General features: G+C 31.5%; 28 protein-coding genes and 4 pseudogenes. 28 read left to right on the top strand and 4 right to left on the bottom strand.

What is annotated here, in order from left to right:
- Positions 1 to 477: 477 nt before the first annotated feature.
- From ACTQ54_RS11735 to ACTQ54_RS11750, 4 genes are all read left to right on the top strand, one after another.
- Positions 478 to 1,074 (top strand): recombinase family protein, encoded by a 597-nt coding sequence (locus ACTQ54_RS11735; RefSeq protein WP_441757106.1) that lies wholly within the window; start codon positions 478 to 480, stop codon positions 1,072 to 1,074.
- Between the two features lie 59 nt (positions 1,075 to 1,133).
- The gene (locus tag ACTQ54_RS11740; RefSeq protein WP_441757108.1) at positions 1,134 to 3,074 is read left to right on the top strand and encodes a DUF3991 domain-containing protein; all 1,941 of its coding nucleotides are present in this window, start codon (positions 1,134 to 1,136) and stop codon (positions 3,072 to 3,074) included.
- An 88-nt stretch (positions 3,075 to 3,162) separates the two neighbouring features.
- Entirely contained in the window at positions 3,163 to 3,354 is a 192-nt protein-coding gene (locus tag ACTQ54_RS11745; RefSeq protein WP_441755231.1) for a type II toxin-antitoxin system HicA family toxin, read from the top strand.
- 32 nt (positions 3,355 to 3,386) lie between these two features.
- Positions 3,387 to 3,785 carry a type II toxin-antitoxin system HicB family antitoxin gene (locus tag ACTQ54_RS11750; RefSeq protein ID WP_441757110.1) on the top strand — a complete coding sequence of 133 codons (399 nt, stop codon included), beginning with the start codon at positions 3,387 to 3,389 and terminating at the stop codon, positions 3,783 to 3,785.
- A 78-nt stretch (positions 3,786 to 3,863) separates the two neighbouring features.
- Here the strand turns inward: ACTQ54_RS11750 and ACTQ54_RS11755 are convergent, their stop codons facing one another.
- Together ACTQ54_RS11755 and ACTQ54_RS11760 are read right to left on the bottom strand one after the other, a co-directional pair.
- The gene (locus ACTQ54_RS11755; protein WP_441757112.1) at positions 3,864 to 4,154 is read right to left on the bottom strand and encodes a helix-turn-helix domain-containing protein; all 291 of its coding nucleotides are present in this window, start codon (positions 4,152 to 4,154) and stop codon (positions 3,864 to 3,866) included.
- Positions 4,155 to 4,157: 3 nt separating this feature from the next.
- Positions 4,158 to 4,325 carry a type II toxin-antitoxin system RelE/ParE family toxin gene (locus tag ACTQ54_RS11760; protein WP_441757114.1) on the bottom strand — a complete coding sequence of 56 codons (168 nt, stop codon included), beginning with the start codon at positions 4,323 to 4,325 and terminating at the stop codon, positions 4,158 to 4,160.
- A 41-nt stretch (positions 4,326 to 4,366) separates the two neighbouring features.
- Here ACTQ54_RS11760 and ACTQ54_RS11765 point away from each other — a divergent pair.
- Positions 4,367 to 4,792 (top strand): annotated as a pseudogene (locus ACTQ54_RS11765) (IS6-like element IS1216 family transposase); the annotation flags it as partial.
- Here ACTQ54_RS11765 and ACTQ54_RS11770 read toward each other — a convergent pair.
- A complete protein-coding gene (locus ACTQ54_RS11770; protein ID WP_441757148.1) occupies positions 4,705 to 5,211 on the bottom strand; it encodes an AAA family ATPase in 507 nt (168 codons plus the stop codon). The pseudogene ACTQ54_RS11765 and the gene ACTQ54_RS11770 sit on opposite strands and share 88 nt — an antisense overlap.
- Before the next feature lie 1,009 nt (positions 5,212 to 6,220).
- Here ACTQ54_RS11770 and ACTQ54_RS11775 point away from each other — a divergent pair.
- The 19 genes and pseudogenes from ACTQ54_RS11775 to ACTQ54_RS11865 form a co-directional block, all read left to right on the top strand.
- A complete protein-coding gene (locus ACTQ54_RS11775) occupies positions 6,221 to 6,559 on the top strand; it encodes a hypothetical protein (RefSeq protein ID WP_441757116.1) in 339 nt (112 codons plus the stop codon).
- Positions 6,560 to 6,975: 416 nt separating this feature from the next.
- Entirely contained in the window at positions 6,976 to 7,656 is a 681-nt protein-coding gene (locus ACTQ54_RS11780) for an IS6-like element ISS1N family transposase (protein ID WP_002319817.1), read from the top strand.
- A 289-nt stretch (positions 7,657 to 7,945) separates the two neighbouring features.
- The gene (locus tag ACTQ54_RS11785) at positions 7,946 to 11,056 is read left to right on the top strand and encodes an STAND family AAA ATPase (RefSeq protein ID WP_441757119.1); all 3,111 of its coding nucleotides are present in this window, start codon (positions 7,946 to 7,948) and stop codon (positions 11,054 to 11,056) included.
- A 384-nt stretch (positions 11,057 to 11,440) separates the two neighbouring features.
- Complete coding sequence (locus ACTQ54_RS11790; RefSeq protein WP_441757121.1) at positions 11,441 to 12,010, top strand: recombinase family protein; 570 nt, start codon at positions 11,441 to 11,443, stop codon at positions 12,008 to 12,010.
- A 403-nt stretch (positions 12,011 to 12,413) separates the two neighbouring features.
- Positions 12,414 to 12,812: a VOC family protein gene (locus ACTQ54_RS11795; RefSeq protein WP_172037157.1), complete on the top strand. Its 399-nt coding sequence runs from the start codon at positions 12,414 to 12,416 to the stop codon at positions 12,810 to 12,812.
- Between the two features lie 12 nt (positions 12,813 to 12,824).
- Positions 12,825 to 13,424 carry a TetR family transcriptional regulator gene (locus ACTQ54_RS11800; protein WP_172037158.1) on the top strand — a complete coding sequence of 200 codons (600 nt, stop codon included), beginning with the start codon at positions 12,825 to 12,827 and terminating at the stop codon, positions 13,422 to 13,424.
- Positions 13,408 to 14,148: a DNA alkylation repair protein gene (locus tag ACTQ54_RS11805; protein ID WP_441757123.1), complete on the top strand. Its 741-nt coding sequence runs from the start codon at positions 13,408 to 13,410 to the stop codon at positions 14,146 to 14,148. Before ACTQ54_RS11800 ends, ACTQ54_RS11805 begins: the two co-directional genes overlap by 17 nt.
- A gap of 332 nt (positions 14,149 to 14,480) precedes the next feature.
- Complete coding sequence (locus tag ACTQ54_RS11810) at positions 14,481 to 14,999, top strand: ClbS/DfsB family four-helix bundle protein (protein WP_172037160.1); 519 nt, start codon at positions 14,481 to 14,483, stop codon at positions 14,997 to 14,999.
- A gap of 728 nt (positions 15,000 to 15,727) precedes the next feature.
- On the top strand, positions 15,728 to 16,267 hold the full coding sequence (locus ACTQ54_RS11815; protein WP_441757126.1) for a DUF4825 domain-containing protein: 540 nt from the start codon (positions 15,728 to 15,730) through the stop codon (positions 16,265 to 16,267).
- An 82-nt stretch (positions 16,268 to 16,349) separates the two neighbouring features.
- Positions 16,350 to 16,544, top strand: coding sequence for a DUF6440 family protein (locus ACTQ54_RS11820; protein ID WP_311982608.1), 195 nt, complete (start codon positions 16,350 to 16,352; stop codon positions 16,542 to 16,544).
- 388 nt (positions 16,545 to 16,932) lie between these two features.
- Positions 16,933 to 17,214: pseudogene (locus ACTQ54_RS11825) on the top strand (CD1845 family protein).
- Between the two features lie 28 nt (positions 17,215 to 17,242).
- Complete coding sequence (locus ACTQ54_RS11830; protein WP_322116492.1) at positions 17,243 to 17,653, top strand: GNAT family N-acetyltransferase; 411 nt, start codon at positions 17,243 to 17,245, stop codon at positions 17,651 to 17,653.
- A gap of 60 nt (positions 17,654 to 17,713) precedes the next feature.
- Entirely contained in the window at positions 17,714 to 17,923 is a 210-nt protein-coding gene (locus tag ACTQ54_RS11835) for an Imm32 family immunity protein (RefSeq protein WP_441757128.1), read from the top strand.
- 91 nt (positions 17,924 to 18,014) lie between these two features.
- Positions 18,015 to 18,779 (top strand): class I SAM-dependent methyltransferase, encoded by a 765-nt coding sequence (locus tag ACTQ54_RS11840; protein ID WP_441757130.1) that lies wholly within the window; start codon positions 18,015 to 18,017, stop codon positions 18,777 to 18,779.
- A 198-nt stretch (positions 18,780 to 18,977) separates the two neighbouring features.
- Entirely contained in the window at positions 18,978 to 19,820 is an 843-nt protein-coding gene (locus tag ACTQ54_RS11845) for an AraC family transcriptional regulator (RefSeq protein WP_441757132.1), read from the top strand.
- A 101-nt stretch (positions 19,821 to 19,921) separates the two neighbouring features.
- Complete coding sequence (locus ACTQ54_RS11850) at positions 19,922 to 20,695, top strand: replication initiator protein A (RefSeq protein WP_441757134.1); 774 nt, start codon at positions 19,922 to 19,924, stop codon at positions 20,693 to 20,695.
- Complete coding sequence (locus ACTQ54_RS11855) at positions 20,692 to 21,519, top strand: ATP-binding protein (RefSeq protein WP_441757136.1); 828 nt, start codon at positions 20,692 to 20,694, stop codon at positions 21,517 to 21,519. The genes ACTQ54_RS11850 and ACTQ54_RS11855 overlap by 4 nt, the downstream gene beginning before the upstream one ends.
- Complete coding sequence (locus ACTQ54_RS11860) at positions 21,512 to 21,997, top strand: PcfB family protein (RefSeq protein ID WP_441757138.1); 486 nt, start codon at positions 21,512 to 21,514, stop codon at positions 21,995 to 21,997. The genes ACTQ54_RS11855 and ACTQ54_RS11860 overlap by 8 nt, the downstream gene beginning before the upstream one ends.
- A pseudogene (locus ACTQ54_RS11865) lies at positions 21,994 to 22,557 on the top strand (BRO family protein); the annotation flags it as partial. The gene ACTQ54_RS11860 and the pseudogene ACTQ54_RS11865, both read left to right, overlap by 4 nt.
- A 175-nt stretch (positions 22,558 to 22,732) precedes the next feature.
- On the opposite strand, the gene ACTQ54_RS11870 reads toward ACTQ54_RS11865, so the two are convergent.
- Complete coding sequence (locus ACTQ54_RS11870; RefSeq protein WP_441757140.1) at positions 22,733 to 23,827, bottom strand: IS30 family transposase; 1,095 nt, start codon at positions 23,825 to 23,827, stop codon at positions 22,733 to 22,735.
- A gap of 119 nt (positions 23,828 to 23,946) precedes the next feature.
- Between ACTQ54_RS11870 and ACTQ54_RS11875 the strand changes: the two are divergent.
- The 4 genes and pseudogenes from ACTQ54_RS11875 to ACTQ54_RS11890 form a co-directional block, all read left to right on the top strand.
- Positions 23,947 to 24,129: pseudogene (locus ACTQ54_RS11875) on the top strand (phage antirepressor KilAC domain-containing protein); the annotation flags it as partial.
- Entirely contained in the window at positions 24,122 to 25,927 is a 1,806-nt protein-coding gene (locus ACTQ54_RS11880) for a VirD4-like conjugal transfer protein, CD1115 family (RefSeq protein WP_441757142.1), read from the top strand. The pseudogene ACTQ54_RS11875 and the gene ACTQ54_RS11880, both read left to right, overlap by 8 nt.
- Positions 25,928 to 26,087: 160 nt before the next feature.
- A complete protein-coding gene (locus ACTQ54_RS11885; RefSeq protein WP_441757144.1) occupies positions 26,088 to 26,435 on the top strand; it encodes a VOC family protein in 348 nt (115 codons plus the stop codon).
- 210 nt (positions 26,436 to 26,645) lie between these two features.
- Positions 26,646 to 26,909, top strand: coding sequence for a single-stranded DNA-binding protein (locus tag ACTQ54_RS11890; RefSeq protein ID WP_441757146.1), 264 nt, complete (start codon positions 26,646 to 26,648; stop codon positions 26,907 to 26,909).
- Positions 26,910 to 26,998 lie beyond the last annotated feature (89 nt).

A 26,998-nucleotide genomic window follows, 5' to 3' on the forward strand; every position in this document is an offset into this window, starting at 1 on the left:
GAGTATGGGATTAAAGATACCGGCATAAAAAAATACCATGTATGATAAGACATCATACATGGCACAAATATTTTGTTTATTTACCTGTCTACTTGACAGGGGGCAGTTCATTCTCGAAAATCGATGGAATACAAATACAATTGATGTTAATAAATCATATCGCAACAATATGATTGCAACAATTTTATCAGTCGAGATGGATTCTGAAAAGAGTAAAAAATACGTTCAGAAGATTGTTAATGCTTCATCAGAAAAAGAAATTGAAGAAATAGTAGTAGAATATTTTCATTTATTTAATTCCTCTTCTCAATCGATGAAAAAATAAAGAATAATGGTTAAACACTTTCATATTTTTTGAGGGTGTTTTTTTAAATCGCTCAATAAAGTGTACTCTAGTGATCAAAGTAAAAATGCTATTATAGCAAGATTTTGAGTTGGTCAATAGAGTTGGTTAAAAGAGATATAAGAGGTGAGGTATTGGCCACAAAAGTTGGATATGCAAGAATAAGTACAAAGGATCAAAAACTGGATCGCCAAATTGAAGCGTTATCTAAAACAGTATTTAAACTGTTTGTTGAAAAAGAAAGTGGAGCGACACTTGAAAGACCTGTCCTTTATGAAATGATAAATTTCATCAGAGAAGGGGATATAGTCGTTGTAACGGAACTAGATAGGCTAAGCAGGAATCATAATGATATTTCAAATATCATGCATTTAATCCAAACCAAAGGTGCTACATTAGAAGTTCAAAATTTACCTACTTTATCAGGAATCGAAGATGATAATTTAAGAAGATTAATCAACAATTTAATTATTGAAATTTATAAGTATCAAGCTGAATCGGAGCGAACTATAATACGTGAAAGGCAAAAACAAGGAATTGAAATAGCAAAGCAGAAAAATAAATATAAGGGAAGAAAACCGCTCTTTCATAAAGAGTCACCGCAACTAAACCATGCATTTGAACTATATTTATCTGGTGAAACAGATTCAGAAGTTGCGACATTAACCGGTATCGACCGAAGCACATTTAGAAGATATCGAAAGAAATATAATATTGAAAGACAACAGTAACTTCTTGCCAGCGTGGCAAGAAGTTTTTTAAATATATACATATTGAGGTGATTAATTAAATGGCTGAAAAAAAGAAGTACCGATTTACCAAAGAACAAATTAAATCGGCCTCTGAAATATCTATTTATGCTTATGTTAAGGAAAATGGGTTAGGAAAAATAATTAGTGACAGTGGAGATTATGCTAAATTATCTTATATGAACCACGACTCCATTGTAATTGATAAGAAAAAGAATTATTTTATCCATAATGCAAATTCCTTTGAGAAGAATGCTAAAGGAAACTTAATTAATTTTATCCAGTACATTAATCAAAATGAGATTGGATTTCAAGAAGCAGTTCATCTAGCCTTAAAATTTGGAAAATCTGATTATAAAGTACAATCAAAAATTGCAGAAAACATTGAGAGTAAAGAGTTTGAATATAATTTTAAAACAGCAAAATATAGTTGGACATTAGAAAGATATCTCACTAAGGAGCGTAAAATTGATACCGACTTAGTTAAGTACCTACTAGAAGAAAACTATATCATGCAGGACGTCCGAAACAATATTATCTTTAATTGGACGCAGGATGGAAAACCACCTTCAAAAAATAATCTTATTATTGGAGCAACGCAACAATTAACTAAGAAAGTGGACTCTGATAACCCTAATCGTTATATTATTAAGAATTCAGAAAAATATCACGGATTTAATATTGCGATTGGCGACAAAACAAATGATTTATACGTGTTTGAAGCCTCAATCGACTTATTATCCTATTGGACTTTACGAAAAAATGAATTAAAAGATTGTAGGTTAATTTCTCTTGAAGGTGTTAAAGATGGAACTCTATTTAAAATGTTAGGAGATGATTATACTAAAGAGCCACGAGATTTAAAAGTACATATTAGCGTTGACAATGATAAAGCAGGGCATATATTTTTAGATAACCACATTCAATTGGAAGGAAGGACCCATTCAATAGAATATATAAATAACATTCCTGACTACAATACGATTAATACTGAAAAATATAAGGAAATTATAACTATCGCAGAACAGTATAAACTTCCAAAAGATTTGATGTTAGCATTTTGGCAGTTCGACCGTCCATTAATAGATGATAAAAAGAAAATAACTAAAGTCTTTAATGGAAATATCGAGAATGATTTTAAAAAAATTTCAGAATTATATGCAGAAAAAAATTATATTCAAGATGAATTATTTAAAGCTTACGATTTATCAAGTCGCCAAATCAACCGAATAAAGGAATGGCAAGATGTCTTTAATTCAAACAGTCATATTTTAAAAGATGAAATTGCGAAGGATTGGAACGATAAATTAAAAGCAGAAAACTTTGTTAAAAAAAAAGAATCAATAGAAGAAAAAGCGGAAAGTATCATGATGAATGAAGAAACTATATCGAATTATATTTTAAATAATACTCAAAGATTAAACGAAGAGCAGATTGCAACGCTATCAAATGAAACACAGGTTGATCGTGATATTATAGAGATGTATGCAAAAAAAGGCTGGTTACGAAGTGAGAAGCAAAGCAAGGATTTGTTTCTAGTATGGGGTAAAGATGGTGAAATTGTTGGTGCAAATAAATTAACAAGTGATTACCAAATAGCAACACCTTTTAAGGGCAGTAGCTCAAAAGATAGTTTTATTGTCACAATAGGAGATAGGCCGAAAGATATTATATTATTTGAACAGCCTTTAGATAGTTTAGAATATATTACAAGCAACCGTAATCAAATTAATAATTGTGTATTGATATGTAGCAGGGAAGGTGATTTATCAAAACAATATACTATTGAGAAAGTAAATGAATATCTAAAAACATCAAGAGTTGATAACATTGATATTATTTCAAAATCAGATAATAGCGAAAAAATTAAAAGTAATATTATCAACCATCTTGAATTTGAAAATAAAGGGAAAAATACTATGAATTTCGATTTTAACATAGAATCGAAACAACATTTAAATATTTTTGATAAGACATTGTAATTTATGCTTTTAAAGGGTTATTATGAATAGCTCTTATTGACACACGTGTAAAAAACACGTATAATTAATGGTGTAAGGAGGACATGACATGTCAAAAACTAAACCTTACCGAATAGTTGTTAAAGAACTAAAAAAAGATGGCTGGATTCTTGACCATACAACAGGCTCTCATGAAATCTATACAAAAGATGGAAAGATATGTCCTGTAAAATGTACGAAAAAAGATATACCATCTGGAACTTTAACAAAAATCGAAAGGATTACAGGGTTAAAATTTTAGCCCTGTCCTTTAAGGAAAGAGGAGTAGTATATATGCAGACATTAGTTACTTACCCATACATAATTACTCATGAGGATGACGTTTTCTATGTGGATTTTATAGATTTTGAAAATTGCTTTACAGATGGTGAAACTTTAGAAGAAGCAATGATAAATGCTAAAGATGTTTTAGGTGGTGTTTTATTTACAATGATCAAACAAGGAAAACCATTACCAGAAGTATCATTAGATTTTGATGCAATACACGAAAATGCAAGAGTAGCCTATGCTAACGTTTGGATTGCACCGATTAAACAGAAAGCAGACTTACAAGCGGTAAAAAAGACATTAACGATTCCAAAATGGTTAAATGACGAAGCTGAAAAACGCAAAGTAAATTTCTCTAATATTTTACAGACTGCTATTAAAGAAGAATTAGGAATTAAATCTTAAATCGAAAAACTTAGATGAATTTTGAACAAAAAAAGAACTTTTTGCCAGAATGGCAAGAAGTTCTTTTTTAATGAAGAATTATTCAAAACTCATTACTAATTTTTTTCCACTAAGTTCTGCAATAGTTTCAAGTGTTTTGATAGTAGGATTAGCGTTTCCGTTTTCAATTCGTGCTATTGTTGATTGTGGTTTATGTACTAATTTAGCAAATTCATCTTGAGTTAATCCCATAGACTCTCTTAATTTCATTACTAAAACAGCGTAATCAAGTTTTTTACTCTCAATTTCCATTCTTTCTGAAAACTCTTTATCCGCTAGTTTCATCTCATTAATATAGTCGGATACCTTTGTTGTAGTAAACTTTTCCATTGTTTATCTCTCCTTATATTGTTTCATCAAATGTTGTGCATGAGCAATTTCCTTCTTTGGTGTCTTTTGAGTTTTCTTAGTGAAACCATGAGTAATAAGATAGATGTTGTCTACTTTCTGAAAATAAAGACAACGTTGGGTTCTGTTGCAAAGTTTTAAATCTACTATCAAATAAGGTAGAATAATAGAAAAAGATAGCAGGAGGAATGACGATGAATCATTTTAAAGGAAAGCAATTTCAGCAGGATGTGATTATTGTAGCCGTGGGCTACTATCTTCGTTATAACCTTAGCTATCGTGAAGTTCAAGAAATCTTATATGATCGTGGCATTAACGTTTCTCATACGACGATTTATCGTTGGGTGCAAGAATATGGCAAACTACTCTATCAAATTTGGAAAAAGAAAAATAAAAAATCCTTTTATTCATGGAAAATGGATGAAACGTACATCAAAATTAAAGGAAAATGGCATTATTTGTATCGAGCCATCGATGCAGATGGTTTAACCTTGGATATTTGGTTACGTAAAAAACGGGACACACAAGCAGCCTATGCTTTTCTTAAGCGGTTAGTGAAGCAGTTTGATGAACCGAAGGTTGTAGTCACAGATAAAGCCCCCTCTATTACAAGTGCCTTTTTTTCATAATTTGGAATTGTAGATGGAATAAGAGAAAAAAGATATTGTTGATAATGGAAAAAATTTTCATAAGAAGGTAAGATAAATAAGTTTTCTTTTATTTGTAGCATACAGCTTTTTAATTTACCTTCGCTGAGTGCTTGCATCATTGTTTGTTTTGAATCTGAATCAATGTCTTTATTATTTTGTCGACTAAACGTTCTTAACATTAATTTTGTAGAGCAAGCTTCAGGATCTAAGTCACATAATAAAACTTTAAAACCTTTACTTGCTAATGTATAAGCAAATAATACACTATTCGTTGTTTTTCCTACTCCGCCTTTTAAGTTACCAATAACAATTTTTTGACCATTAAAATTCTCCTTATCAAAAGTATTATGATCTAGTTTTCGATTAGTTTTTATTAATTTAATTTCAATCGATCCCTCGACAAAACTTTTTTCTTTTTATTTTGGTTCATTTTAATTTTATAAGGATTAAAATTTTAATTTTTTTTTTAGTGTCAATTTCATGCAATATTGAGGAGATTTATCATAAAATATAAACAATATTCAAAAAAAAAAACAAGAGAATGTCTTTAAATAGATATTCGGATGATTTTATGTGGAAAATATTTGTGTTTCTAGTATTTTTCCATTCTTGTTTGTTTCCTAAAATATAAAAAATGATACTTATAATTTATAGAACGCCTTTATTGAGTGATTTTCATGTATTTAAAGCGATTCGAATGCTTATAAGGTGTTTATTCATATTTTTTATTTAAACGTGTGTAATTTAATGTAAAATGAGTGATTTCGACTAACGCGTCTAATTAAAACTAAAAATTAAAAGATAATGCAATTATCTGTTTATTGCATCGCTAGCTGTCCACTAGTGCGTGCGAGACGTCCACTGAATGCGGCCAATAAGACCACCGAGTGTGGAGAGAAGTCCAAATAGATGACAACCTTCTATATACTTAGTTTGTATACCTTAGGGTATATAGATTAACTATATAGGAGTTTTTTTCTATGATTCAGTATAGAAAGATACTTGAACTGGACGCTAAAGGTGTCACGCAGCGAACAATTACTTCAAGTACAGGACATTCAAGAGATAAGGGAGGTCATTAAACGTGCTAAAGTCAGAGCGATTACGACAATAAACTACAAATATATCAACTTTGAGCAAAAAGCGGCCATTATAGATTGTCTGACACGTAAGTTATACGAAAACTGTCTTAAACCACTCAAAAAGTCTCTAACTCATCTATCGCTCAAGTGAAAGTGCAAAAGTCTTGATTATATCAAATTTGACTATCAACCATTAAGTATATAAAAAGATCTAATATCGCTTTACTTTCCAATTTTTATTGCGTATCATTAAAGTGGTAAATCACTGGTTCACTAAAACAGTAAATCAACAAAGTGTGTAAAAGGAGAATGTGAAATGGAAAAGGTATTAGTTATTAAGATAAACATGGTTCCGAGTTCAAAAGAAGGTCTTGAGGAAAGAACTAGAAAATCATGGAAGGTTAGTCCTAAACGACTGGACGATGTAAAACATATTATTGTAATGCACAATCAAGTTGTTCAAGAAGAGTACACTATAGGAGATACTTTGGTGTACCATTTGGAAGGAGAACTAAAAGGGCGTGTTGAGCTTCAATTGAAGGAATACACTGAAGAGAAAACGCTCAAAGGTAAGAAAATAAAATATCTAACATCTAATCCAGCCACAATCAAAAGCTATAAGGACTTAGTAAATTTAATTATTGAAGAAGATTGATAATGTTTAAAACACCCTAACGGTGATATGCCCCCCAAAAAGTTAGAGGTAAAAAACTCACTTTTTGGGGGCGTTTTCTGTCTAAAAAATATAGTGACGAAGTAAAATTTACAGTTGTTCAAGAATATTTGAATGGCACGCTTGGTTATAGCAGTCTTACGACTAAATATGGTACATCAGATAAAAATTTGATCCAGACTTGGGTTAATAATTAATGAGGTCTTGCTAGATGGAGTTGTTTGCTATGACTGAATTACAGATAAAAAAATAGGGTAATAGTAGTGCTATCAGATTTTCCAAAGAATTGTTACGTCAAGTAGGTTTTGAGAACAATAGCTTAATTGGTTCTGTTGCAAAGTTTTCCAAAAAATCTATTTTAGTGTAAAATTGAGAAAAAAGACAGAGAGGACAGAGTAATGAATCATTTTAAAGGCAAACAATTCAAAAAAGACGTCATTATTGTCGCTGTTGGTTACTACCTGCGTTACAATCTAAGCTATCGTGAAGTTCAGGAATTGTTATATGATCGTGGAATAAATGTTTGTCATACTACGATTTATCGTTGGGTGCAAGAGTACAGCAAAGTCCTCTATTATCTTTGGAAGAAGAAAAATAGACAATCCTTCTATTCATGGAAAATGGACGAAACCTATATCAAAATTAAGGGACGTTGGCATTATCTTTATCGTGCAATTGATGCGGACGGCTTAACCTTAGATATCTGGTTACGAAAGAAACGGGATACGCAAGCAGCCTATGCTTTCTTAAAACGACTCCATAAACAGTTTGGTGAGCCGAAAGCAATTGTGACCGATAAAGCACCTTCTCTTGGCTCCGCCTTTAGAAAGTTACAGAGTGTGGGTTTATATACTAAGACAGAGCACCGAACTGTGAAGTATCTTAACAATTTAATAGAACAAGACCATCGACCTATTAAACGACGAAATAAATTTTATCAAAGTCTCCGTACAGCCTCTTCCACGATTAAGGGCATGGAGACCATTCGAGGAATATATAAAAAGAACCGAAGAAATGGAACGCTCTTCGGCTTTTCGGTGTCTACTGAAATCAAGGTATTAATGGGAATAACAGCCTAAGATATTTGGAGTTCAGAGAGGGCGCGTTTGATTTTCAAACTTCGCAACAGAACCGCAAAAAGTTATGAACAAGCTTATTTATTGATTGTTCAGAAAATTATCAAGGAAAAAATAACTGTTTTAACTAAGAAAATTTATAAATAACGTCTTATATGAGATGAAAAAAATTATACATTTGGAAGTCGTCTTTAACATACCATTGCAAATATCATTGCCACAAAGGTAGAATAGAGATATAGAATTAAATATGTTTCAGATTAATATAAAATATAAGAAGTGAGGCGATAATGTGAAAGTAGGTTTCATACAAATTTCTGATATTCATAATAGTATTAACGATAAATTCAGTAAAATTGAAGGATTAAAAAGTGTACTCAATGCTCATTATCTTTCAAATTGTGATTCTGTATTTTTAGTCATGAATGGCGATATGGCATTCAGTGGAAAAAAAGAAGAGTACAGTGCAAGTGAACTTCAAATACTAGAAATTAAAGAGACGATTGAAGAAAAAACTAAAAAAACATGTGATATTTACTGTGTCCCAGGTAACCATGACTGCGACTTTAGTACTGATCAAATGGGTAGAAAGTTATTAATTGATAAAATTCAAAAAAATGAACTTAATATTACCAAGAAAACAGTAGAAGAAGTATTGCTACAAGATGAATATCGTTCTTTTGAAGAATTTTTTGCTAATGATTGGCAGCATACACTTGTTAATGGAGAAAATTTATTAGTCAAAAATATTAGTCATCTCAATCCCAACGGGGATGTAAGTATTAATATAAATTTGATTAATACAGCATGGATGTCAGAGTTAGAGGAAACCCCTGGTAAGATGATTTTTCCGTGTCAACTTGCTGAAAGTAAGTTGTCGTATGATCAGAGCTGTCTTAATATAACTATTATGCACCATCCGAGTAATTGGTTAAATCCTAACAATAAACGCGACTTTGATAAAATAATAATGAAAAATACAGATATACTTTTAACCGGCCATGAACATGGAGATGAAAAGAACAATCTGAATGGAGTGCATATTTTTGAGGGAGGCGTTTTAAATGAGAGCGGAAATCCAGATGAAAGTAGTTTTCGAATTCTGATTTATGATGAAAAAATCAAAAAACTTAACGTAACAGATTTCAAGTGGAATAAAAATGAAAAAATTTATTCCGAAAAAGAAGGTGTGAAAGATTATCTTATAAATTCTAAAGATACTAACGCTGGAGACTCTGCCCACACAAAAATATCCTTTCAATCAAGTCATGAAACATATTTAAATAGTTTAGAGGATCCCTTCAGACATCCTAAAAAGGGCCTCTTGGGTCTGAATGATATTTTTATTTGGCCAAACTTTAAAAATAAAAAATTAGGAAATGACAAAAATATTAATATTTCAGGAGAAACTTTTAAAAAACGTCTTCGAGATGATACTCCAAGTTACTGGTTAATTCGTGGTTCACGAAAGTATGGAAAGACAAGTCTAGCTAAATCCATTAGTTTATACCTTTTTGAGAACGGTCTAATTCCTATTATACAAGATAGCAAAAATATAAAACAAAGGCATATTAATGATATCGGTAAATATTTAGGAAATGAAATAAAGAAACAATTCGAAGGATTAAGCTGGGATCGATTTGTCCAAGAAGATATTAAAAAAAAATATTTAATTATTGATAATTGGGATTCTTTAGAAATGAATGAAGCAGGAAAAGAAAAGTTATTCGAGCACTTAGAACAATTTGTGGGGAATATAATTGTACTAAGCTCTAATTCTAATTTTTCTGTAGAAGAACTTTTTAAAGCTAATGAACGCGTAATAGAAGGTATGGAAGAATTTGATATTAGAGCCGTGAGTAATGTAAATCAAGAAGCTTTAATTGAAAAATGGATCAAGCAGAAAAATGATTTTGATATGACAGATGAGGAACTTTCTTTAAAGTTAGAAGAGTCTTCAGATATACTACAATCGGTTTTTAAAACATCTACAGTTCCCAAATCTCCATTGTATATAAATATTATCCTTCAAGCATTATTAAGTAATCAAAGTTATGATTTTAAGTCAAAAGGTAGTGCGTATTTTTATGAGGTTCTTATAAAACAAACATTATCAAACTTCGAGACAACTGAAGGATACATAGCCACTTTGGATACTTATTTGAGTGAATTAAGTTTTTGTATGTTTCAGCTTAAAAGTGGATTTACCTATGATGCATGGAATTCATTTCATAAAGAACATTTAGAAAAGTATGACATGAGAGCCCAAGATTTCAAATTTGAAGTTGTAAAGAAAGAATTAACAGAACAAGGGTTACTTTCAAATACAGATAGTTTTTACCATTTTAATCATGATTATATATATTATTATTTCATTGCGAGATTTTTAGTAGATAGTATTGATGATAACGACGGAGTAAAAAATATATTTAAAGGAATTCTACAAGAAATCGAAAATGAAGACAATACGAATATTCTTTGGTTTATTACTCATTTTAGGAGAAATAATTATATAGTGGATGAACTTGTACTTGTCGCTCAAAATTTATTGCAGGAGACAGAAATTTTGACCTTAGATGAAGATATTAGTATCTTTAATAATTTGATAGAGAATGTACCACAGTTAGTATATAAAGAAGTAAGTATTAAAGAGAATAGAAGAAATAGAAACGAAATTCGTGATCAAATTATAGATGAATACGAAGATAAAGAAGGTAACTTTACACAGAATAGTGATAATGTTAGTGAGTATAAACAAAGTCCAGAAGTTATTGAATATATTAGAGCCCGTAAATTGAGTGAAGCATTGGGCAATGTCTTAAAAAATTATTCTGGTAGTTTATTAAAATCTGAAAAAGAGCGTTTAGCTAAAGTTACCATAAATTTATCACTAAAAACTCATTCTGAATTGATAAATAGATTTAGTGCTAATACTGATCACTTTGTAAATTTATTCTCAGAATTGATACTTCAAAAAGGAACACGTGACAAAAAAGATAGCATAAAGAAAAGTAAGGAATTTGTTTTTTCTCTTGTTAACACACTTTGTTTCAGTCTGATACAGACAACAATCTCAGAAATCAGCACCAAAAATTTAATAAACTTTTTCGATCGTTTAATGAATAAAGAGGGGACATCAACAGCCTTATCATTAATAAGCTATGGAGTATTTATTGATAATAATAATTTCAATGATGATTTGATTAACATGATGAAGAATAAATTTGACACGTTATCTGAAAATAATATTTCGCGTTCTACTCTAAGGCTTCAAATTATTCACCAAATTCTTTATTTTGAAATGCCACACACAAAAAAACAAAAAATATGTCAACTGTTTAATATTGACTATAAACAAGCCATGAAAAGAAAACAATTAACATCCCCTAACGAGGGGAATTAAGAAGGACTCTCCTCTTTCTATTGACCACCAGTTCGTGGATTTTAAAAAATTGAATAGTGAAATTTTTTGGAACACATTTATTAACAAATATTTGGTATAAACGAACAATTACTGTTGATGTTAGTTTTTACACTTGCTAAGTTTACGGGCCCTCAAGTTGTGAGGCAAGAAATGAATAAGAGAACTCGACGACAAAACCTCACTTTTTTTATTGTAAAACCTACTTTAAAGAAGGGCAGCTAAAATTTAGCTGTCCATTTTTTCACTATTGCTATGGTCATAACTTAAGAGTATTGACTATGATTTTCAGTTCCAGTAAAATCAATACATACAACGGTGTCATAACTAATGGTCAAAAGCAAAGTGAAAAAGAGGATGAAAAATATGAAATATGGCTATGCACGGGTGAGCACCCGCCACCAAGATTTGGAAGGACAGCTGCATCAGCTGGAAGAGGAACGATGCGACAAAGTATTCTTTGAAAAAATAACGGGGACAAAAAGTGATCGACCGGAATTCCAAAAATTGTTGCAGGCGATTCAAACAGGTGATACGTTGGTGGTGACAAAATTAGATCGCTTTGCGCGCAGTACGCAGGATGCCTTGAATACGATCAAGTATCTTTTTGAAAAGGGTGTCCGGATCAATGTCTTGAATTTAGGTATTATTGAGAACACGTCAACCGGAAGATTAATCTTCACCATATTTAGTGCCTTTGCGGATTTCGAACGCGATTTGATTGTGGAACGTACCCAAGAAGGAAAGGAAATTGCAAAACAGCGTCCGGGTTTCAAGGAAGGAAGGCCCAAAAAATACTCGAAGCACCAGATAGATTTAGCTATGCAGCTCCTGGAGACTCACTCTTATACAGAGGTTGAAAAAATGACCGGAATCAGCAAGAGCACTTTGACGCGTAATAAAAGAAAAAAAAGTGATATACAACATTACGATTAAGCGTTTTCGAACTTCGATATGATAAGATATTACTTAAATAGGTATACAGTCTTAATATTGAGATGAGAGGAGATTGAAACGTGCTTAAGAACTTTTTCTTTAAGAACAAGAAAAGTCTAACAATCTTTTAAAAAATATTTTATTTTTTTTGGGGTGACGAATTGCAATAATTATTGCAATTCATCAAATATAAAGCTGCGATAGGTGATATGGTGGAGAAAAAAGTGGTTTCTGGCAGAAAGTACAAATGTTTTAAAATTATGTGAATGCTTAGAATATGTTCAAATGAAGAGTTTTAACTATATTTTTATATTTGGTAAGAGTATAGTTGTTTTTTTATTCAATTGACATACATACAGTCTGTATGTTACTCTAAATATAATAAACATTAAGGAGGATTTATATGAAGAAAAGTTTTTATCCTGTAATTATGACTAAAGATTTAAATAAAGAAGCAGATTTTTTCAAAGAGATATTTGATTTTGAAGAAACTTTTGTAAGTGATTGGTATATTAGTCTTATTAGTGGAGGTTTTGAGCTAGCAATAATTGACATGAATCATGAAACCATACCGAAAGATTTTAGAAAACATAGTCAAGGAATTATATTGAACATTGAAGTAGATAATGTGGATGAAATATATTCGAAAATAATGGGAAAAGAAAACATTTCAGTTCTATTGAAAATCAAAGATGAGGATTTTGGGCAACGACACTTTATCATTGAGAGCCCAGGGAAATATTTAGTAGATATAATTCAAGTTATTCCACCTTCTAAAAACTATGCTGAAAATTATATATAAGCAGGTGATGAAATGAAAAAAAATAAAAATGATCTAGTATCTTTAGAGACTAGAAAAAAATTGATTACCATTGCTCGAAGACATTTTTCTACCTATGGATACGATAAAACCTCATTGGAAGCTGTTGTAAAGGAAGCTAATATGACTAGAGGTGCTATTTATCATCATTTTAAAAATAAAAAATCATTATTTTTAGCAGTTTTAAATCAAGTACAAACGGAAGTAGGAGAAAATGTTGAAAAAGAAGCAATGAAATCAGAAGATGTATGGGAACAATTAATATTTGGCTGTGTAGGTTTTGTAGAATCTGCAACTATGAAATCAAACAAACGTATATTGCTAATAGACTCTTTAAATGTTGTAGAATGGGATGAATGGAGAAAGATGGATAATGAAAATTCTGTTTCATTGTTAAAAGAGCAACTGGAAATAGTTAAAGATAAAGATAAATTAGTTGATTTAGATATTGATTTAATTGTCCATATGATTTCTGGAGCATTAAATGATTTATCTCTATATCTTGCAGATATAGAAACTCTTAGCAAATCTCAAATATATAAGTCTATATCTCATTTATTGAAAGGGTTTGAAAAAGATGTCAAAAAAATTTAAAGATTATTACGATATAGAATATTTATATAGTTTAGCAGAGAAAATCAAGAATGTTTATGAGGAATTTAATACAGAATATTTTATTAAATTAATTGAACCAACAATTGAAAATTTAGAGTTTAATAATAGGCAGATTTTAATAGCACAATCCTTAAAAGAGGCTATTCCTTTTGACTATCCTAAAACAATTAATATTTTTAATAAAATACTTGGTCCTGAATTAGAAGGAAGTCTAGGAATGTTCACTGAAGGATATTGGTTATGGCCAATAGGGAAATATGTAGAATTATTTGGAGCCGACTATTTTGAAGAGAGTACTTCATTTAGTAAAGAATTGACTAAAAGGTTTACTGGGGAGTATTCTATGAGACCACTAATAGTAAATTTTCCCAAAAGGTCAATGGAGCTTTTACTTGAATGGAGTAAAGATGATAATAAAAGGGTACGCCGTTTAGCTAGTGAGTGTATTAGAATTCGACTTCCTTGGGCAAAAAAACTATATGTTGCTTTAGAGTATTTTGACATATATATTGAAATTTTAACAAATTTAAAAGATGATAAGGATAAAACCATACAAAAAAGTGTTGCTAATAATTTAAATGATTTATTTAAAGAAGATACAGAGAAGTTTGAATATATTATTTTAAAATGGACAAAAGAAAATATGACTAAAGAATGTGAATGGATTATAAAACATGGTTCTAGAACTAAAAATAAGAAATAGAACATTAAGTATAAAATATTAGATAATAAACCAAATGTTTCAACTATCAAAAGTCAATCAATTAAAACTTAGCATTTCATGTTGAGTGTGTAGTATTGATGGAAAAGATATTTGATTAAAAGCTTGATACTATAAGATTGTTAATGAAAATAGCATCTTGGTATGCTAATATTATGAGGAGTAAACTTGATTTTTAGATTAAGTGACTCCTTTTTATTATGCTAAAAGGAGTACGTCCGTGGAAACAGATCAAGAGGTTTACCATCGTAATTATTCTATTTTTCTAGAAAGATTATTATCAATTAGACCTTGTATTAATAACAGGAGGTATTATGAGAACATATAAAGATAAAGATGAGCTAAAATTTGAGATAAATAAAAGTTTTGAAAAGTATATTTCTGAATTTAATAATATCCCAGAATCACTGAAAGACAAAAGCGTTGACGAAGTTGACAGAACACCATCTGAAAACCTTGCTTATCAAGTTGGCTGGACAACATTGCTCCTGCAATGGGAAGCCGATGAGAAAAATGGCTTAACAGTAAAGACACCATCAGATATGTTTAGGTGGAATCAGCTTGGTGAATTATATCAGTGGTTTTCAGATACCTATGCAAATTTATCCTTAGAGGAGTTAAAGGATAGGCTAAACAGAAATGTTATTTCAATCAATAAAATGATTGATGTACTAAGTGATGAAGAATTATTTTTACCTCATATGAGAAAGTGGGCTGATGAAGCTACAAAAACAGCAGTATGGGAAGTATATAAATTTATTCACGTTAATACTGTTGCTCCTTTTGGGACTTTTAGAACCAAGATAAGAAAATGGAAAAAGATAGCACTATGAAACTAAGTTCAGTTACTTGGCAAACTATTCTCATAAGTACAATCCTATCTGGATATGTTCCTGCATACAAGGTTCAATCTTGGATATCTTCCCACCTACGCAAGTCCACAATGGATATGTTCCCTCAAAGAGAATTAAGTAAAAAAGGAAAATGGAAATTGACCTTTGACAGCTATGACTTCCTCTTAACACATGTGGAGTGCATTGCGTTGATACAAAAGAAAACTATATAGAAATCCTGAGATTCAAGCAGTTTCATGACCATTTCGTATTCATTGAAGATGAACATAATTTCAAGAAAAAGGTAATGAAAAAGTACTTCAACGTTTCAGTAGTTGTTAACCTAGAGTGTGGAGATACAAGGAGATAAAAAAATAAACAACTTAAGTGATTAATGGTTGCTGTATCATTGACTAGAAGACTGATATTTTTATGATGAAAATATCAGTCTTTAAATATATACTTGTCGAAGATTTGTAAAAAATTATAAAACCTACTAAATAGTGATATAATTATATTTAGATAATGAACATAAATAATATTATATATGGCAAAAAAATGAAGAAAATGAAGATTTAGTAAAACTATGCGTCTACTATATTGACGTAGGTACAGGTCCAAAATTTAAATATTGTTTGAGTTTGTCTCAATAAGAATTGAGTAAAACTCAGCTAGTATATTTGTTTTTTCTGTGGTAATTTAATTAAAAAATATGGGGAGTGTAAGTTATGAAAAATAAAAGTTTAATAGCAATGATGTTTATGACTATATTTTCTTTTAGTTTAGTCGGCTGTAATGATCAGGCAACACAAAAATCTGAACCGTATATTGAAGATTTCACACAAGTTGAGTTTGAGAAATTGATGAAGTATAGAGACTCTTATGTGGGTGATAACAGTGCTGTCATAAACATAGTAACAGGGCTACCAGGCAATCGATATAATCCAAGTTTTAATTTACAGACGCAGAAAGAACCTTATGAAATAGCTATTAATTATACAGTGAATGATGAAGAAGTAGATGAAAGTTATCTTAATTTTTGGAATGATAACAATCCTGAAGAAGTTTTAGAAAATAACGCGATCATTTTATTTTCCCTTATATCAAATGTTGATCTAATAGAATTCGACATAGACGGAATAGACAGCCTATCAAATCATTCGTATAAATACAGTAGAGAAGAATTAGAATCAAAGTATAATCTGGAATTAGCAGACCTTTCGGCCAATGAAGATTCACTCGATGATTTCTTTAAAGAGAAAGAATAAAAACAATTGGCGATTTGTTATTTTGAATTATAATGAGTTTGTCTTAATAAGAATATGACAAATTGAGAAAAGAGGTGAAAAAATGAGTAAAGAAAATAAAAGTAAGGGTAACAAGCGCTTTGAAGTTATTGAAAATCAAGGATTTTCGCCAACTTATGAAGTGATTAGAGATAATAAAACGGGTGTTTTATATATGTCACTTAGTTCAGGTTTTGGATCAGCGATGACATTATTAGTTGATCGAGATGGTAAACCATTGGTAGATAATGAGTTTTAAAATATTAATCAAATCATATAAATGAACACATAAAAATTCGATAAATAATTTTTATTGAGTTTGTCTTAAGTGCAATTAAGACAAACTGGAAAAAATAGCTATAAACATTGACACAACTAGTTCCAATATAATATGAATAATTAACAATCCCCCCAGAAACAAGAAAAGTTAATTAGCTAGAACTGTTGAAAATGCTATACGATCTAACAGGTGGGTCTCGTGTCATAATAATGACAGAGGCAAATAGTTCAGTAAAATCAAAGGTTTTGAAGCTTCTACCAAAGTTAAAAACTGAAGAAACTGATAGTTTATGTGTTGCTTAGAGCCGTTATCTACTAAAATAATGGTTGTAAGCAGCACATAAGCCGAAGAGAAAAAGAGGTAGTGTATGCGATGGATATTAAAAATTATATTATTCCCGATTAGTCTTGTCTTATCAATTCTGACTGCGTTCCTGACATTCTTACTTGGTATAGGAACAGCGTTACTTTATATCGTTATGATGTTCTGCATATTTGGGGCGTTAGCTTCTTTTATTCAAGGAGAAGTCGGAATAGGTATATAGGGTTTGGTCATCGGTTTCCTATTTAGTCCTTATGGACTTCCGATGATAGGAGCAACTGTGATAGCGTTTATTGAATTGATAAATGATAAGATTAAAGCGGTGTAGACAAATTGGAATTTATGGAGGTATATAAATGAATTTTAAAATAGAAAATGTTGAGTCAGATAAATCAACGAAAATCGGAGAAATGATTAAGTATTATAATCGTTCAAAAAGAGAACCATCTGAGAGTGTACCACTAAATATATATTATGAAGATGAATATGGCACAATAAAAGCTGGTATAGTGGCAGAAACTTTTGGTAATTGGCTAGAAATCGAATATTTATTTGTAAATGAAGACTTAAGAGGGCATGGCATTGGTTCAAAAATAATAAAAATGGCAGAAGAAGAAGCAAAAAATAGAAATTGCATCTATTCATTTGTAGATACTTTCAATTTTCAAGCACCTAGTTTTTATAAGAAACATGGTTATAAAGAAGTTTTTACTTTGAAAAATTATCCATATTCTGGCGAGAGATATTATTACACTAAAAATTTATAATTCAAAGTTACAAATCCCAGTTTGTGTAGCTTATAAAATTTGAATTTGGAGGAGAATGTGATGGAAATAGATTGGGTAGATGGATTCATTATTAAAGTGGAAGCTGATTGTAAGAAAATCACTATTCAAGCAAACAAAGAAGGCTTGGTTTCTTTGGCAAATCAACTTTTGGAATTAGCGAAGTCTTGTCCGGGAAGTCATATTCACTATGATGAATACAATTCACTGGAAGAGGGATCTTTAGAAATGATTATATCAAAGACACTGTAAGACATGATTGAATTTGTAGTGGTGAGAAAAATGTAATGGCAACATATTCAACTTAAATCGAAATAATATAAAATAACGAGGAGATTATAAGGTGAACAATTATATAAAATTAAATGAAGATAGATGGAATAATGTAAAAAATAACTATACTGAGCCATTGACACATGAAGAATTAGAAGAAGTTAAAAATAATCCAATTTCTGTTGCCTTAACTGTTGGGAAAAAAGTTCCAAAAGAATGGTTTGAAAAAGCTAATGGAAAAAAGATATTAGGTTTAGCTTGTGGTGGTGGTCAGCAGGGTCCAGTTTTTGCTATAAAAGGTTATGATGTAACCATAATGGATTTTTCTAAATCACAATTACAAAGAGATGATATGGTTGCTAAGAGAGAAGGCTTAAAAATCAATACAGTTCAAGGCGATATGACAAAGCCATTTCCATTTGAAAATGAAACTTTTGATATTGTTTTTAATCCGGTTTCAAATGTATATATAGAAGATTTAGAAAACATGTATAAAGAAGCTTCCAGAGTATTGAAAAAGGGTGGACTGTTAATGGTTGGATTTATGAATCCTTGGATATACATGTATGATGCTGATATAGTATGGGACAAACCTGATGAGGAATTGCTTTTAAAGTATTCACTACCTTTTAATTCGAAAGAGCTTGAAGAGGAAGGTAAAATAACCATAAATCCAGAATATGGATATGAATTTAGTCATACATTAGAAACTCAGATTAGAGGACAACTTAAAAATGGTCTCGCTATGATAGATTTTTATGAATCATGTGATAAAAGAAATAGATTATCACATTATGGAAATGACTATATAGCGACACTTTGTATTAAACTATAATGTTGTAGAATATACTTTAGGAGAATAGCCCAATTTTATTTTTCTTAAGGGTTAAAATCTAAAAATCCCAGTTTGTAGAGATTAGCAAGGTATAAGTTTCTATGAGATGAAACCTATAAAACTTGTACGGATATTGTAGGGTAGGAAAAGAAATCTTCCTCTATACTAAAATAAACCGAAAGAAAGGGGGGAATCGAAGTGAATATTATCAAGTCGTTTAACAATACAATTGATTATCTTGAAACAGTTCTTGATGATGAAATTGATGAAAAGAAAGTAACTCAATTATCAGGATACTCTTATTCAATGTTCAGTCGCTTATTTTCTATTCTGACCGAAACAACGCTCTCAGAGTATTTAAGAAGCAGAAGATTGACGGAAGCAGCCGTTATCTTAAGAGATACGGATGAAAAGATTATTGATGTTGCCTTCAAATTTGGATATGAGTCATCAGATTCGTTTGGAACAGCTTTTAAGAATTTTCATGGATTTACTCCTTCAGAGGTGAGAAATGGGAAACCGTTCAAATTAGTTTCACGAGTGCAATTAGCACTTAGTGTAAGAGGAGGAAGAAGTATGAATATTACAATTCAAAAGAAAAAAGCATTTACAGTTGCAGGGATCAATGAACAAAACATCAATTCATCATTATGTCCGAGTGTCTGGGGTAAGCTGTATGAAAAATATAGCCATGATCAGCTTGCAACTTTGGGAGGCGGTCAAAGTGTGGGCGTTTGTCATGATGTGGAAAACCCAAGCACAATAAACTATATGGCAGGATATATTGTTACAGACGCGGACAAAGCAAGAAGCATGGGCTTAGATGTTTTGGAAGTTGAAGAAGCGGAGTATGCCGTTGTAGAGTTAACAGGAAGTGTTCCGGATTGCATTCATAACGGGTGGAAATATGCGATGGAAGTCTTTTTCCCTGAGCATGGCTATGTTCATTCAGGAAAACCTGACTTTGAATATTATTATGAAGGTGATATGGATAGCAAAGACTATAAAATGGAGCTTTGGATTCCGATAACGAAAGCTTAAAAACCAACTTGTCGAGCTAAATAAAATTAGATATTGAGGATATAAGGCGATAGAAAATAATAATTCTGTCGTCTTTTTTATTTCAAAGAAAGGAGGCAGGAATGAATTTTGATTATTTTTATAATAGGCAATCTGAAATGTATAACTTCATTAGGTTACCTATGGTATTAATGGAAGATGAGATTTTTAAGAGCATTTCTATTGAAGCTAAAGTTTTGTATTCATATATGCTTAATCGAATGGGTCTTTCATATAAAAATGGCTGGATAGATGAAGATGGAAAAGTCTTTATTTACTACACAATGGATGCTATTAAAGAGCAATTTAACTGTGCTAATGATAAAGCCTTAAAGATTATAAATGAACTTGATACAAAATCAGGAATTGGATTGATAGAAAAGAAAAGACAAGGACTTGGAAAACCAAATAGGATATATGTTAAAGATTTTATGAGTGTTTTCTCTGATTCAAATAATAGAAATCCAGTTTTCCGAAAAGCAGAAGTCCAGACTTCCGGTAATCGGAATTCAAGAACTCCGAATAACAGACTTCAAGATTTCCGAAAATCGGAAGGTAACTATAACAATATTAGTAATAATGAGTTAAGAAATAATGATTTTAGTAAGGGACAAAAGACTTATGGAATATATAAAAATATATTTTTAACTGATGAAGAATACAAGGACTTAACAAATGAGTTGGGAAGCAGAATTAATGAGTACATTGATAGATTGTCATCTTACATGAAAGCAAATAACAGAGTTTATCAAGATCACAAGGCAACAATAATTAATTGGTATCTTAATGATCAGGTGAAAAATATTAATGGCAATTCAACAAGAAAAATGAATTACGATATAGGAGAGAGTTTATGAAAAGCTTAAAAGGTTTTGTATTAAGAGAAAATGATATTGAAAGAAATGGACATATCTATTGCAAGGTATGTGGTAAAAGAGTCGATGGAGAATTAGTTGACCTTGGATTTACAAAGTTTATTCCAAGAATTAAATGTGAATGTGAAATAGAAAGAGATAAGGAAAACGAAGAAAGAGAAAGACTGATGAAAATATCGTCATTGAAAAGAGATTGCTTCTCATCGCCACTCCAACACCAATATACTTTTGAGAAATTCTTAAATGAAAAAGGTCAAGCTTATAAAGTTGCCTATAATTATGCCAAAAGCTTTGAGCAAATGAAAAAAGACAATGTTGGACTGTTATTTTACGGAGATGTTGGTAGTGGAAAGACTTATCTTGCTTGTTCAATTGCAAATGAATTAATCGAAAGAAAGCAAGTTAAAGTTAAGATTATGAATTTATCTCAGGTAATAAATCAAATACAAAAATCTGCATTTAAGCTAGATTCAAATGAAATTATAAATAACCTCTCTAATATTCCTTTGTTAATATTAGATGATCTTGGAATTGAAAGGGATACATCTTATGCAAGAGAACAAGTATATAACATTATAAACTCAAGATACTTAAAGGGTAGGCCAACAATTTTTACTACAAACTTATCATTGGAAATTATTCAAAATCCTAATATTGACCTTGAGTATCAGAGAATATATTCAAGAATACTTGAAATGACAATACCAGTTAAAGTTACGGGAGAAGATTTTAGAAGAAAAATTCAACAAGAGAAGTTAAGAAAATACAAAGAGTTACTTTTATATGGAGGTGGAATAGATGATTAATGAAGAAGTATCTAGGTCGAGTCTTAATCTTGAAGTAAGGCTTGCCAAAGCAACAAGTAAAGCAATTCTTGATGCCTTAAAGAAAGTACACAAGCAAATAGAAGAACAAGGAGGCTTGAAAAATGTAATAAAAAACAATGGAGAAGAAGTAAAACTAAAAGATATGGTTAAAAAGGGACAGTTAGAAGAAATTAGTCTAAAAGATCCTGAGTTAAAAGAACTAAAGAAAATTTTAAATAAACACGGAGTGAAGTTTTCTGTAATGAAAGATAAGGAAACTGGCAACCACTCTGTGTTTTTTCAATCTAAGGATATAAAGGTAATGGAACACGCCTTTAAAAAAGCAGTTAAGGCTTCTGAAAGAAAGGCAGATAGAAAAGATTCAATAACGAAGACTATAAATAAGTTTAAAGATATGGCTAAGGACACCATCAGCAAAGATAAAGTTAAAAATAAACATAAGGAGCAAAGCTTATGATAAGTAATTTAAAAACATTTGAAAATAAGAATTTTGGGAAACTCACTGTTATAGAAAAAGACGGTGAGTTTTTCTTTATAGCTAATGAAGTAGCAACTATGTTAGGATATGTTAATCCAAGAAAAGCTGTTTATGACCATGTAGATGAAGAAGATAAGGGTGTAACGAAATGGAACACCCCTGGAGGAATACAGAATATTTCAATAATTAACGAATCAGGATTGTATTCACTTATCCTTTCATCAAAATTGCCACAAGCAAAAATATTCAAAGCTTGGGTAACTAGAGAAGTCTTACCAAGTATTAGAAAAAATGGAGGATATATAGCTGGTCAAGAAAAGAAAACTAACGAAGAGCTAATTGCAGATGCAATTCTTGTAGCCAATAGAATTATTGCTGAAAGAGAAGAAGAAATTAAAAATTTAAGACCAAAGGCAGATTATTATGACAAATTAGTAGATTATAACCTACTTACAAACTTTAGAAATACTGCCAAAGAATTAGGAATACCACAAAACCAATTTATAAGTTTTTTAATGGATAAGGGATTAATTTATAGAGCGGAAATTTCAAGTTGAAGTTAGCCACTTATCGTAAACAATGTGTTACCTACTAACTTACTGTATTGGTCTATCTAGTCAGTGCTTGACAATGAGCTGAGGCATGATAGGGTCATTCCAAGGCTGGCTTCTGCCAGCTTCCCAGGCTTTCAGTCATGCTGAAGGAGGCTCGTTGTCAAGCACTGACGAGTCCTTCCTCTTGTCTTGCTTTTTTGAAGGCTTTAGTAAAGACTTCATGAGGTGTTTGATAACCTAATATTCTCCTAGGATAATCATTCATCCATTGTTGTATTCTCAAACAATCCCTTTGAGTTAAGTCACTCATAGAGTTACCTTTTGGAATGAAACGACGAATGAATTTATGTTGATTCTCACTCGTTCCTCTTTCCCAAGAGGCATAGGGATGCGTAAAGTAGACATCTAATACCTCAGATAACCCTTCGTGGAGTCCTGAAAATTCTGAACCGTTATCTGATGTGATACTCTTAAAGATATACTCAAACTGATCACCTGCTCTTTCTTTCAAATTCGTCACTGCTTTATCGACTGATTCAGCATCTTTTCCGTCAATTTTTAGAATGACTTCAAAGCGTGTTTGTCTTTCAACAAGCGTGAGTAATACTGGCTCGGATTTTGTCTTATTCCCTATAACGGTGTCGATTTCCCAATGACCAAATGTTTCTCGAGTATCAATTGATTGAGGGCGTTCTTCAATGGAAGTTCCAAGCACTCGCTTATTACGACGAACTTTTTGACTAGGGTTCTTTATCTTACGAGAAAGTTTCTCTAATAAATCGATATTTTTAGTCCGCATAATTCCACTATCAATCCAGTGGTATAAAGTAGTGGTACAAGGAATTAGTTCGTTTGCGAATAAGTTGTAACGATTCGCAAAACCAACCACCGTATCGGGTGACCATCCATCTTCTAACATCTTTTGATCAGCCCAATCAATAAAGTCAGTGGAATCAACCCATTTAGGACGTCTTCCTGAATTTTTACGTAAGTCTTCATAGCGTGATTGTGCAAGTTTTGGGTCGTAAACCTGGTAGGTATAAGTATAAACTTTACTCCCTTGTTTTTGACGACGGATTTGACGAATTGTCCCACGTTTTATTTCATTGTTGATTGTTTGTGGGGCACGTTCAATGGATTTAGCAATGTGACGATTTGAATAGTTTTCATGTACCAAAATTGAAATTTGACACCGTTCTTCATAGGTGAGATGTTTGCCTTTATGTGATGATGTGCTAGAATTAGTATGCGTCATGTGATTTCATCCTTATCTATTGAGAGTGTGGTAACTTCAATAATAACATGAAATTCACATGGCGTTTTTTTATTTAATTGGATTTTTTGAAGTGGCTAACTTCATTATAAAATCCGCCATTAATTTATAGAGATAAGAAAAAGAAACTCTTACCTTATGCAGATAAGAACAAAGGATATTTTGAAGTAAAAGAATGGGTTGATCCACTAGGTACACTTGTAGGCATACAAACATTTATAACACCAAAGGGAAGACACTACCTACTAATTTTATTAGATAGTGAAGGTTTCTACGATGAATAAGATATTAGAATCCATTCTTTCTGATATTAAAAACCTAATTAAAATAGACAACCCAAAGAAATTTATATTATCAAACATTCCTTATCTATCCTTTTTCTACATTGGAAATATCTTTTCTAAGCACATCAATTCTTATGTTGGAGGAGATATTATTGACAGAATAATGGTGGGAATTTCTGATATAGGAACTTTATCTTATATACCAAGTATTAATCCAAGGGACTTGTTAGTAGGTGTTTCAGTTGCTGGTCTTGTTAAGCTAATTGTTTATAGTAAAGGTAAAAACAAAAAGAAATATAGGCAAGGTAAAGAGTATGGATCTGCAAGATGGGGAGAAAGTAAGGATATTGCTCCATATATAGACCCTAAGTTTGAAAACAATGTTCTCATAACTAATACCGAAAGACTAACAATGAACTCAAGACCTAAAAATCCTAAATATGCCAGAAATAAAAATGTATTAGTAATAGGTGGTTCTGGATCAGGTAAGACAAGATTTTATGTCAAGCCAAATCTAATGCAAATGCATTCTTCCTATGTAGTAACAGACCCTAAAGGCACACTTGTGTTAGAGTGTGGAAAAATGCTTTATGAAAATGGATATGACATAAAGATTTTAAATACAATAAACTTCAAAAAGTCCATGAAATACAATCCCTTTGCTTATCTTCGATCAGAAAAGGATATTTTAAAACTTGTCCAAACCATAATTGCTAACACCAAAGGAGATGGAGAAAAGGCTGGAGAAGATTTCTGGGTAAAGGCTGAAAAGTTATATTACACCGCCCTTATCGGTTATATCTATTATGAAGCACCAGAAGAAGAAAAGAACTTTAAGACACTTTTGGATATGATTGACGCAAGTGAGGTTAGAGAAGATGACGAAACCTATATGAACCCAATTGATAGGCTATTTGAAGCCCTTGAAAAGAAAGACCCAAGTCATTTTGCAGTTAAGCAATATAAGAAATATAAGCTTGCAGCAGGAAAAACTGCTAAGTCAATTCTCATATCATGTGGAGCAAGACTTGCACCTTTTGATATAAGAGAGCTTAGAGAACTAATGAGCGAAGATGAATTAGAGCTTGATAAAATTGGAGATAGAAAAACTGCTTTATTCGTAATAATATCAGATACAGATGATACCTTTAACTTTGTAGTCTCAATAATGTATTCTCAATTATTTAATCTACTATGTGATAAGGCAGATGATGTGTATGGTGGAAGACTTCCAGTTCATGTTAGGTGTCTACTTGATGAGTTTGCAAATATAGGATTAATTCCTAAATTTGAAAAATTGATTGCGACAATCCGAAGCCGAGAGATTTCGGCAAGCATTATTTTGCAGGCACAATCTCAATTAAAGGCGATTTACAAAGATCATGCGGATACTATTATAGGTAACTGTGATAGTACCCTATTCTTAGGTGGGAAAGAGAAAACAACACTAAAAGAGCTTTCAGAGACACTTGGAAAGGAAACGATCGACCTTTACAATACTTCGGAAACAAGGAGCAATCAAAAGAGTTTCGGATTAAATTACCAAAAGACCGGCAAAGAGCTGATGAGCCAAGACGAGATTACTGTTATGGACGGAGGAAAATGTATCTTTCAGCTTCGTGGTGTTCGCCCTTTTTTATCGAATAAATTCGACATCACAAAGCACAAGAATTATAAACTCTTAGAGGACTACGACAAGAGGAATTTCTTTGATATTCAGAAGTATCTTGCCACAAGAGAAAAAGCAAAATTAAGAAAGAATACTGTGGTTACAAGAATGAATATTTCACTTGATTAAATGACAAAATATGGGAAAAGTGATACAATGAAGTGAATCTGAATTTCATCAGACTGAAAATTAGAAGGCACCCAAATTTATTTATAAGATGAGCCGACTTATTCAGAGAATGATTCAAAATAATAAAGTGATTTTTAGATAAATCGTAGGAGGATAAGTGATGAGAAGAATTAAAACTAAAAATTTAGTTAGTGTGTTCCAAGTGTCTGATATTGAGCAATCATTGAAGTGGTATAAAAAGTGGTTAGGAGAACCGGATGTTATTCCTATGGAAGGTATTGCAGAATATCAGATATCTCCAAATGCGTGGCTGCAATTATCTTGTGATGAAGAGAATAAACAAGAAAAAAGTGCTATTGTACTTGGTGTTGAAGATATAAACATGACAAAAAGGACTTTAGAAGAGTGCGGAGTAGAAACCGGGGAAATTGTTGATTATGAAGTTGTGTTGATATTTGATATTTTTGATGTTGATGGTAATAAGATTACGCTTGCACAAGAAGTTTAAGTTAACCAATTAAATAGAGTCTATTAGAGGAAGTAAAAGCAAATAGCGGATACTTCCTTTTTTGATGCTTAAAAATAAGGAGGAAGAGATGAAAATAAGGAACAGATCCCCCACTATATCGGTGAAAATAATCAGAATAGGCAAGTAGCAAGGCGATAGAGAGTAATCCTATCGTCTATTTTTTTACTCAAAATACGAAAGGAAAAGGAAATGGACAAAGAAAAAATGATTAATATCAATGCCGGTCTTTTGGAAGAGCCTGTGTTTAGCTCATTTGAAAAAGACGGCGAAGAGGTAAAGGTTGCAAACTTCACCTTGGTGAAGAAGTACGGAGGTGGTAAGGAATACATCAAATGCTCGGTGTATGGCGAAAAAAGTGAGATGGCAAGGGATTTCAAAAAAGGAGATTTTATCCATGTGTTCGGCTACTACAAGGAAAGAGCTAAGGGAGATGTGAATGCTAAGCTGTACTAGACAGAAAATGCTAAGTAGGATTGGACACTTACGCTATCAACAAAACACCGCTTATATTACAATATTGATAATAGTATTGTAAAAGGTGG

This window comes from Fundicoccus sp. Sow4_H7 (genome assembly GCF_052115865.1).
In the GTDB taxonomy this organism is placed as follows: domain Bacteria; phylum Bacillota; class Bacilli; order Lactobacillales; family Aerococcaceae; genus Fundicoccus_A.

What these genes read in the sequence shown, in the direction of transcription:
- ACTQ54_RS11850 (WP_441757134.1), top strand. Translation starts at nt 19,922, where the DNA reads ATGAATTTTGATTATTTTTATAATAGGCAATCTGAAATGTATAACTTC.
- ACTQ54_RS11880 (WP_441757142.1), top strand. Translation starts at nt 24,122, where the DNA reads ATGAATAAGATATTAGAATCCATTCTTTCTGATATTAAAAACCTAATT.
- ACTQ54_RS11870 (WP_441757140.1), bottom strand. Translation starts at nt 23,827, where the DNA reads ATGACGCATACTAATTCTAGCACATCATCACATAAAGGCAAACATCTC.
- ACTQ54_RS11860 (WP_441757138.1), top strand. Translation starts at nt 21,512, where the DNA reads ATGATTAATGAAGAAGTATCTAGGTCGAGTCTTAATCTTGAAGTAAGG.
- ACTQ54_RS11755 (WP_441757112.1), bottom strand. Translation starts at nt 4,154, where the DNA reads ATGGAAAAGTTTACTACAACAAAGGTATCCGACTATATTAATGAGATG.
- ACTQ54_RS11775 (WP_441757116.1), top strand. Translation starts at nt 6,221, where the DNA reads ATGGAAAAGGTATTAGTTATTAAGATAAACATGGTTCCGAGTTCAAAA.
- ACTQ54_RS11740 (WP_441757108.1), top strand. Translation starts at nt 1,134, where the DNA reads ATGGCTGAAAAAAAGAAGTACCGATTTACCAAAGAACAAATTAAATCG.
- ACTQ54_RS11790 (WP_441757121.1), top strand. Translation starts at nt 11,441, where the DNA reads ATGAAATATGGCTATGCACGGGTGAGCACCCGCCACCAAGATTTGGAA.
- ACTQ54_RS11795 (WP_172037157.1), top strand. Translation starts at nt 12,414, where the DNA reads ATGAAGAAAAGTTTTTATCCTGTAATTATGACTAAAGATTTAAATAAA.
- ACTQ54_RS11820 (WP_311982608.1), top strand. Translation starts at nt 16,350, where the DNA reads ATGAGTAAAGAAAATAAAAGTAAGGGTAACAAGCGCTTTGAAGTTATT.
- ACTQ54_RS11745 (WP_441755231.1), top strand. Translation starts at nt 3,163, where the DNA reads ATGTCAAAAACTAAACCTTACCGAATAGTTGTTAAAGAACTAAAAAAA.
- ACTQ54_RS11780 (WP_002319817.1), top strand. Translation starts at nt 6,976, where the DNA reads ATGAATCATTTTAAAGGCAAACAATTCAAAAAAGACGTCATTATTGTC.
- ACTQ54_RS11890 (WP_441757146.1), top strand. Translation starts at nt 26,646, where the DNA reads ATGGACAAAGAAAAAATGATTAATATCAATGCCGGTCTTTTGGAAGAG.
- ACTQ54_RS11815 (WP_441757126.1), top strand. Translation starts at nt 15,728, where the DNA reads ATGAAAAATAAAAGTTTAATAGCAATGATGTTTATGACTATATTTTCT.
- ACTQ54_RS11750 (WP_441757110.1), top strand. Translation starts at nt 3,387, where the DNA reads ATGCAGACATTAGTTACTTACCCATACATAATTACTCATGAGGATGAC.
- ACTQ54_RS11805 (WP_441757123.1), top strand. Translation starts at nt 13,408, where the DNA reads ATGTCAAAAAAATTTAAAGATTATTACGATATAGAATATTTATATAGT.
- ACTQ54_RS11835 (WP_441757128.1), top strand. Translation starts at nt 17,714, where the DNA reads ATGGAAATAGATTGGGTAGATGGATTCATTATTAAAGTGGAAGCTGAT.
- ACTQ54_RS11800 (WP_172037158.1), top strand. Translation starts at nt 12,825, where the DNA reads ATGAAAAAAAATAAAAATGATCTAGTATCTTTAGAGACTAGAAAAAAA.
- ACTQ54_RS11810 (WP_172037160.1), top strand. Translation starts at nt 14,481, where the DNA reads ATGAGAACATATAAAGATAAAGATGAGCTAAAATTTGAGATAAATAAA.
- ACTQ54_RS11855 (WP_441757136.1), top strand. Translation starts at nt 20,692, where the DNA reads ATGAAAAGCTTAAAAGGTTTTGTATTAAGAGAAAATGATATTGAAAGA.
- ACTQ54_RS11830 (WP_322116492.1), top strand. Translation starts at nt 17,243, where the DNA reads ATGAATTTTAAAATAGAAAATGTTGAGTCAGATAAATCAACGAAAATC.
- ACTQ54_RS11885 (WP_441757144.1), top strand. Translation starts at nt 26,088, where the DNA reads ATGAGAAGAATTAAAACTAAAAATTTAGTTAGTGTGTTCCAAGTGTCT.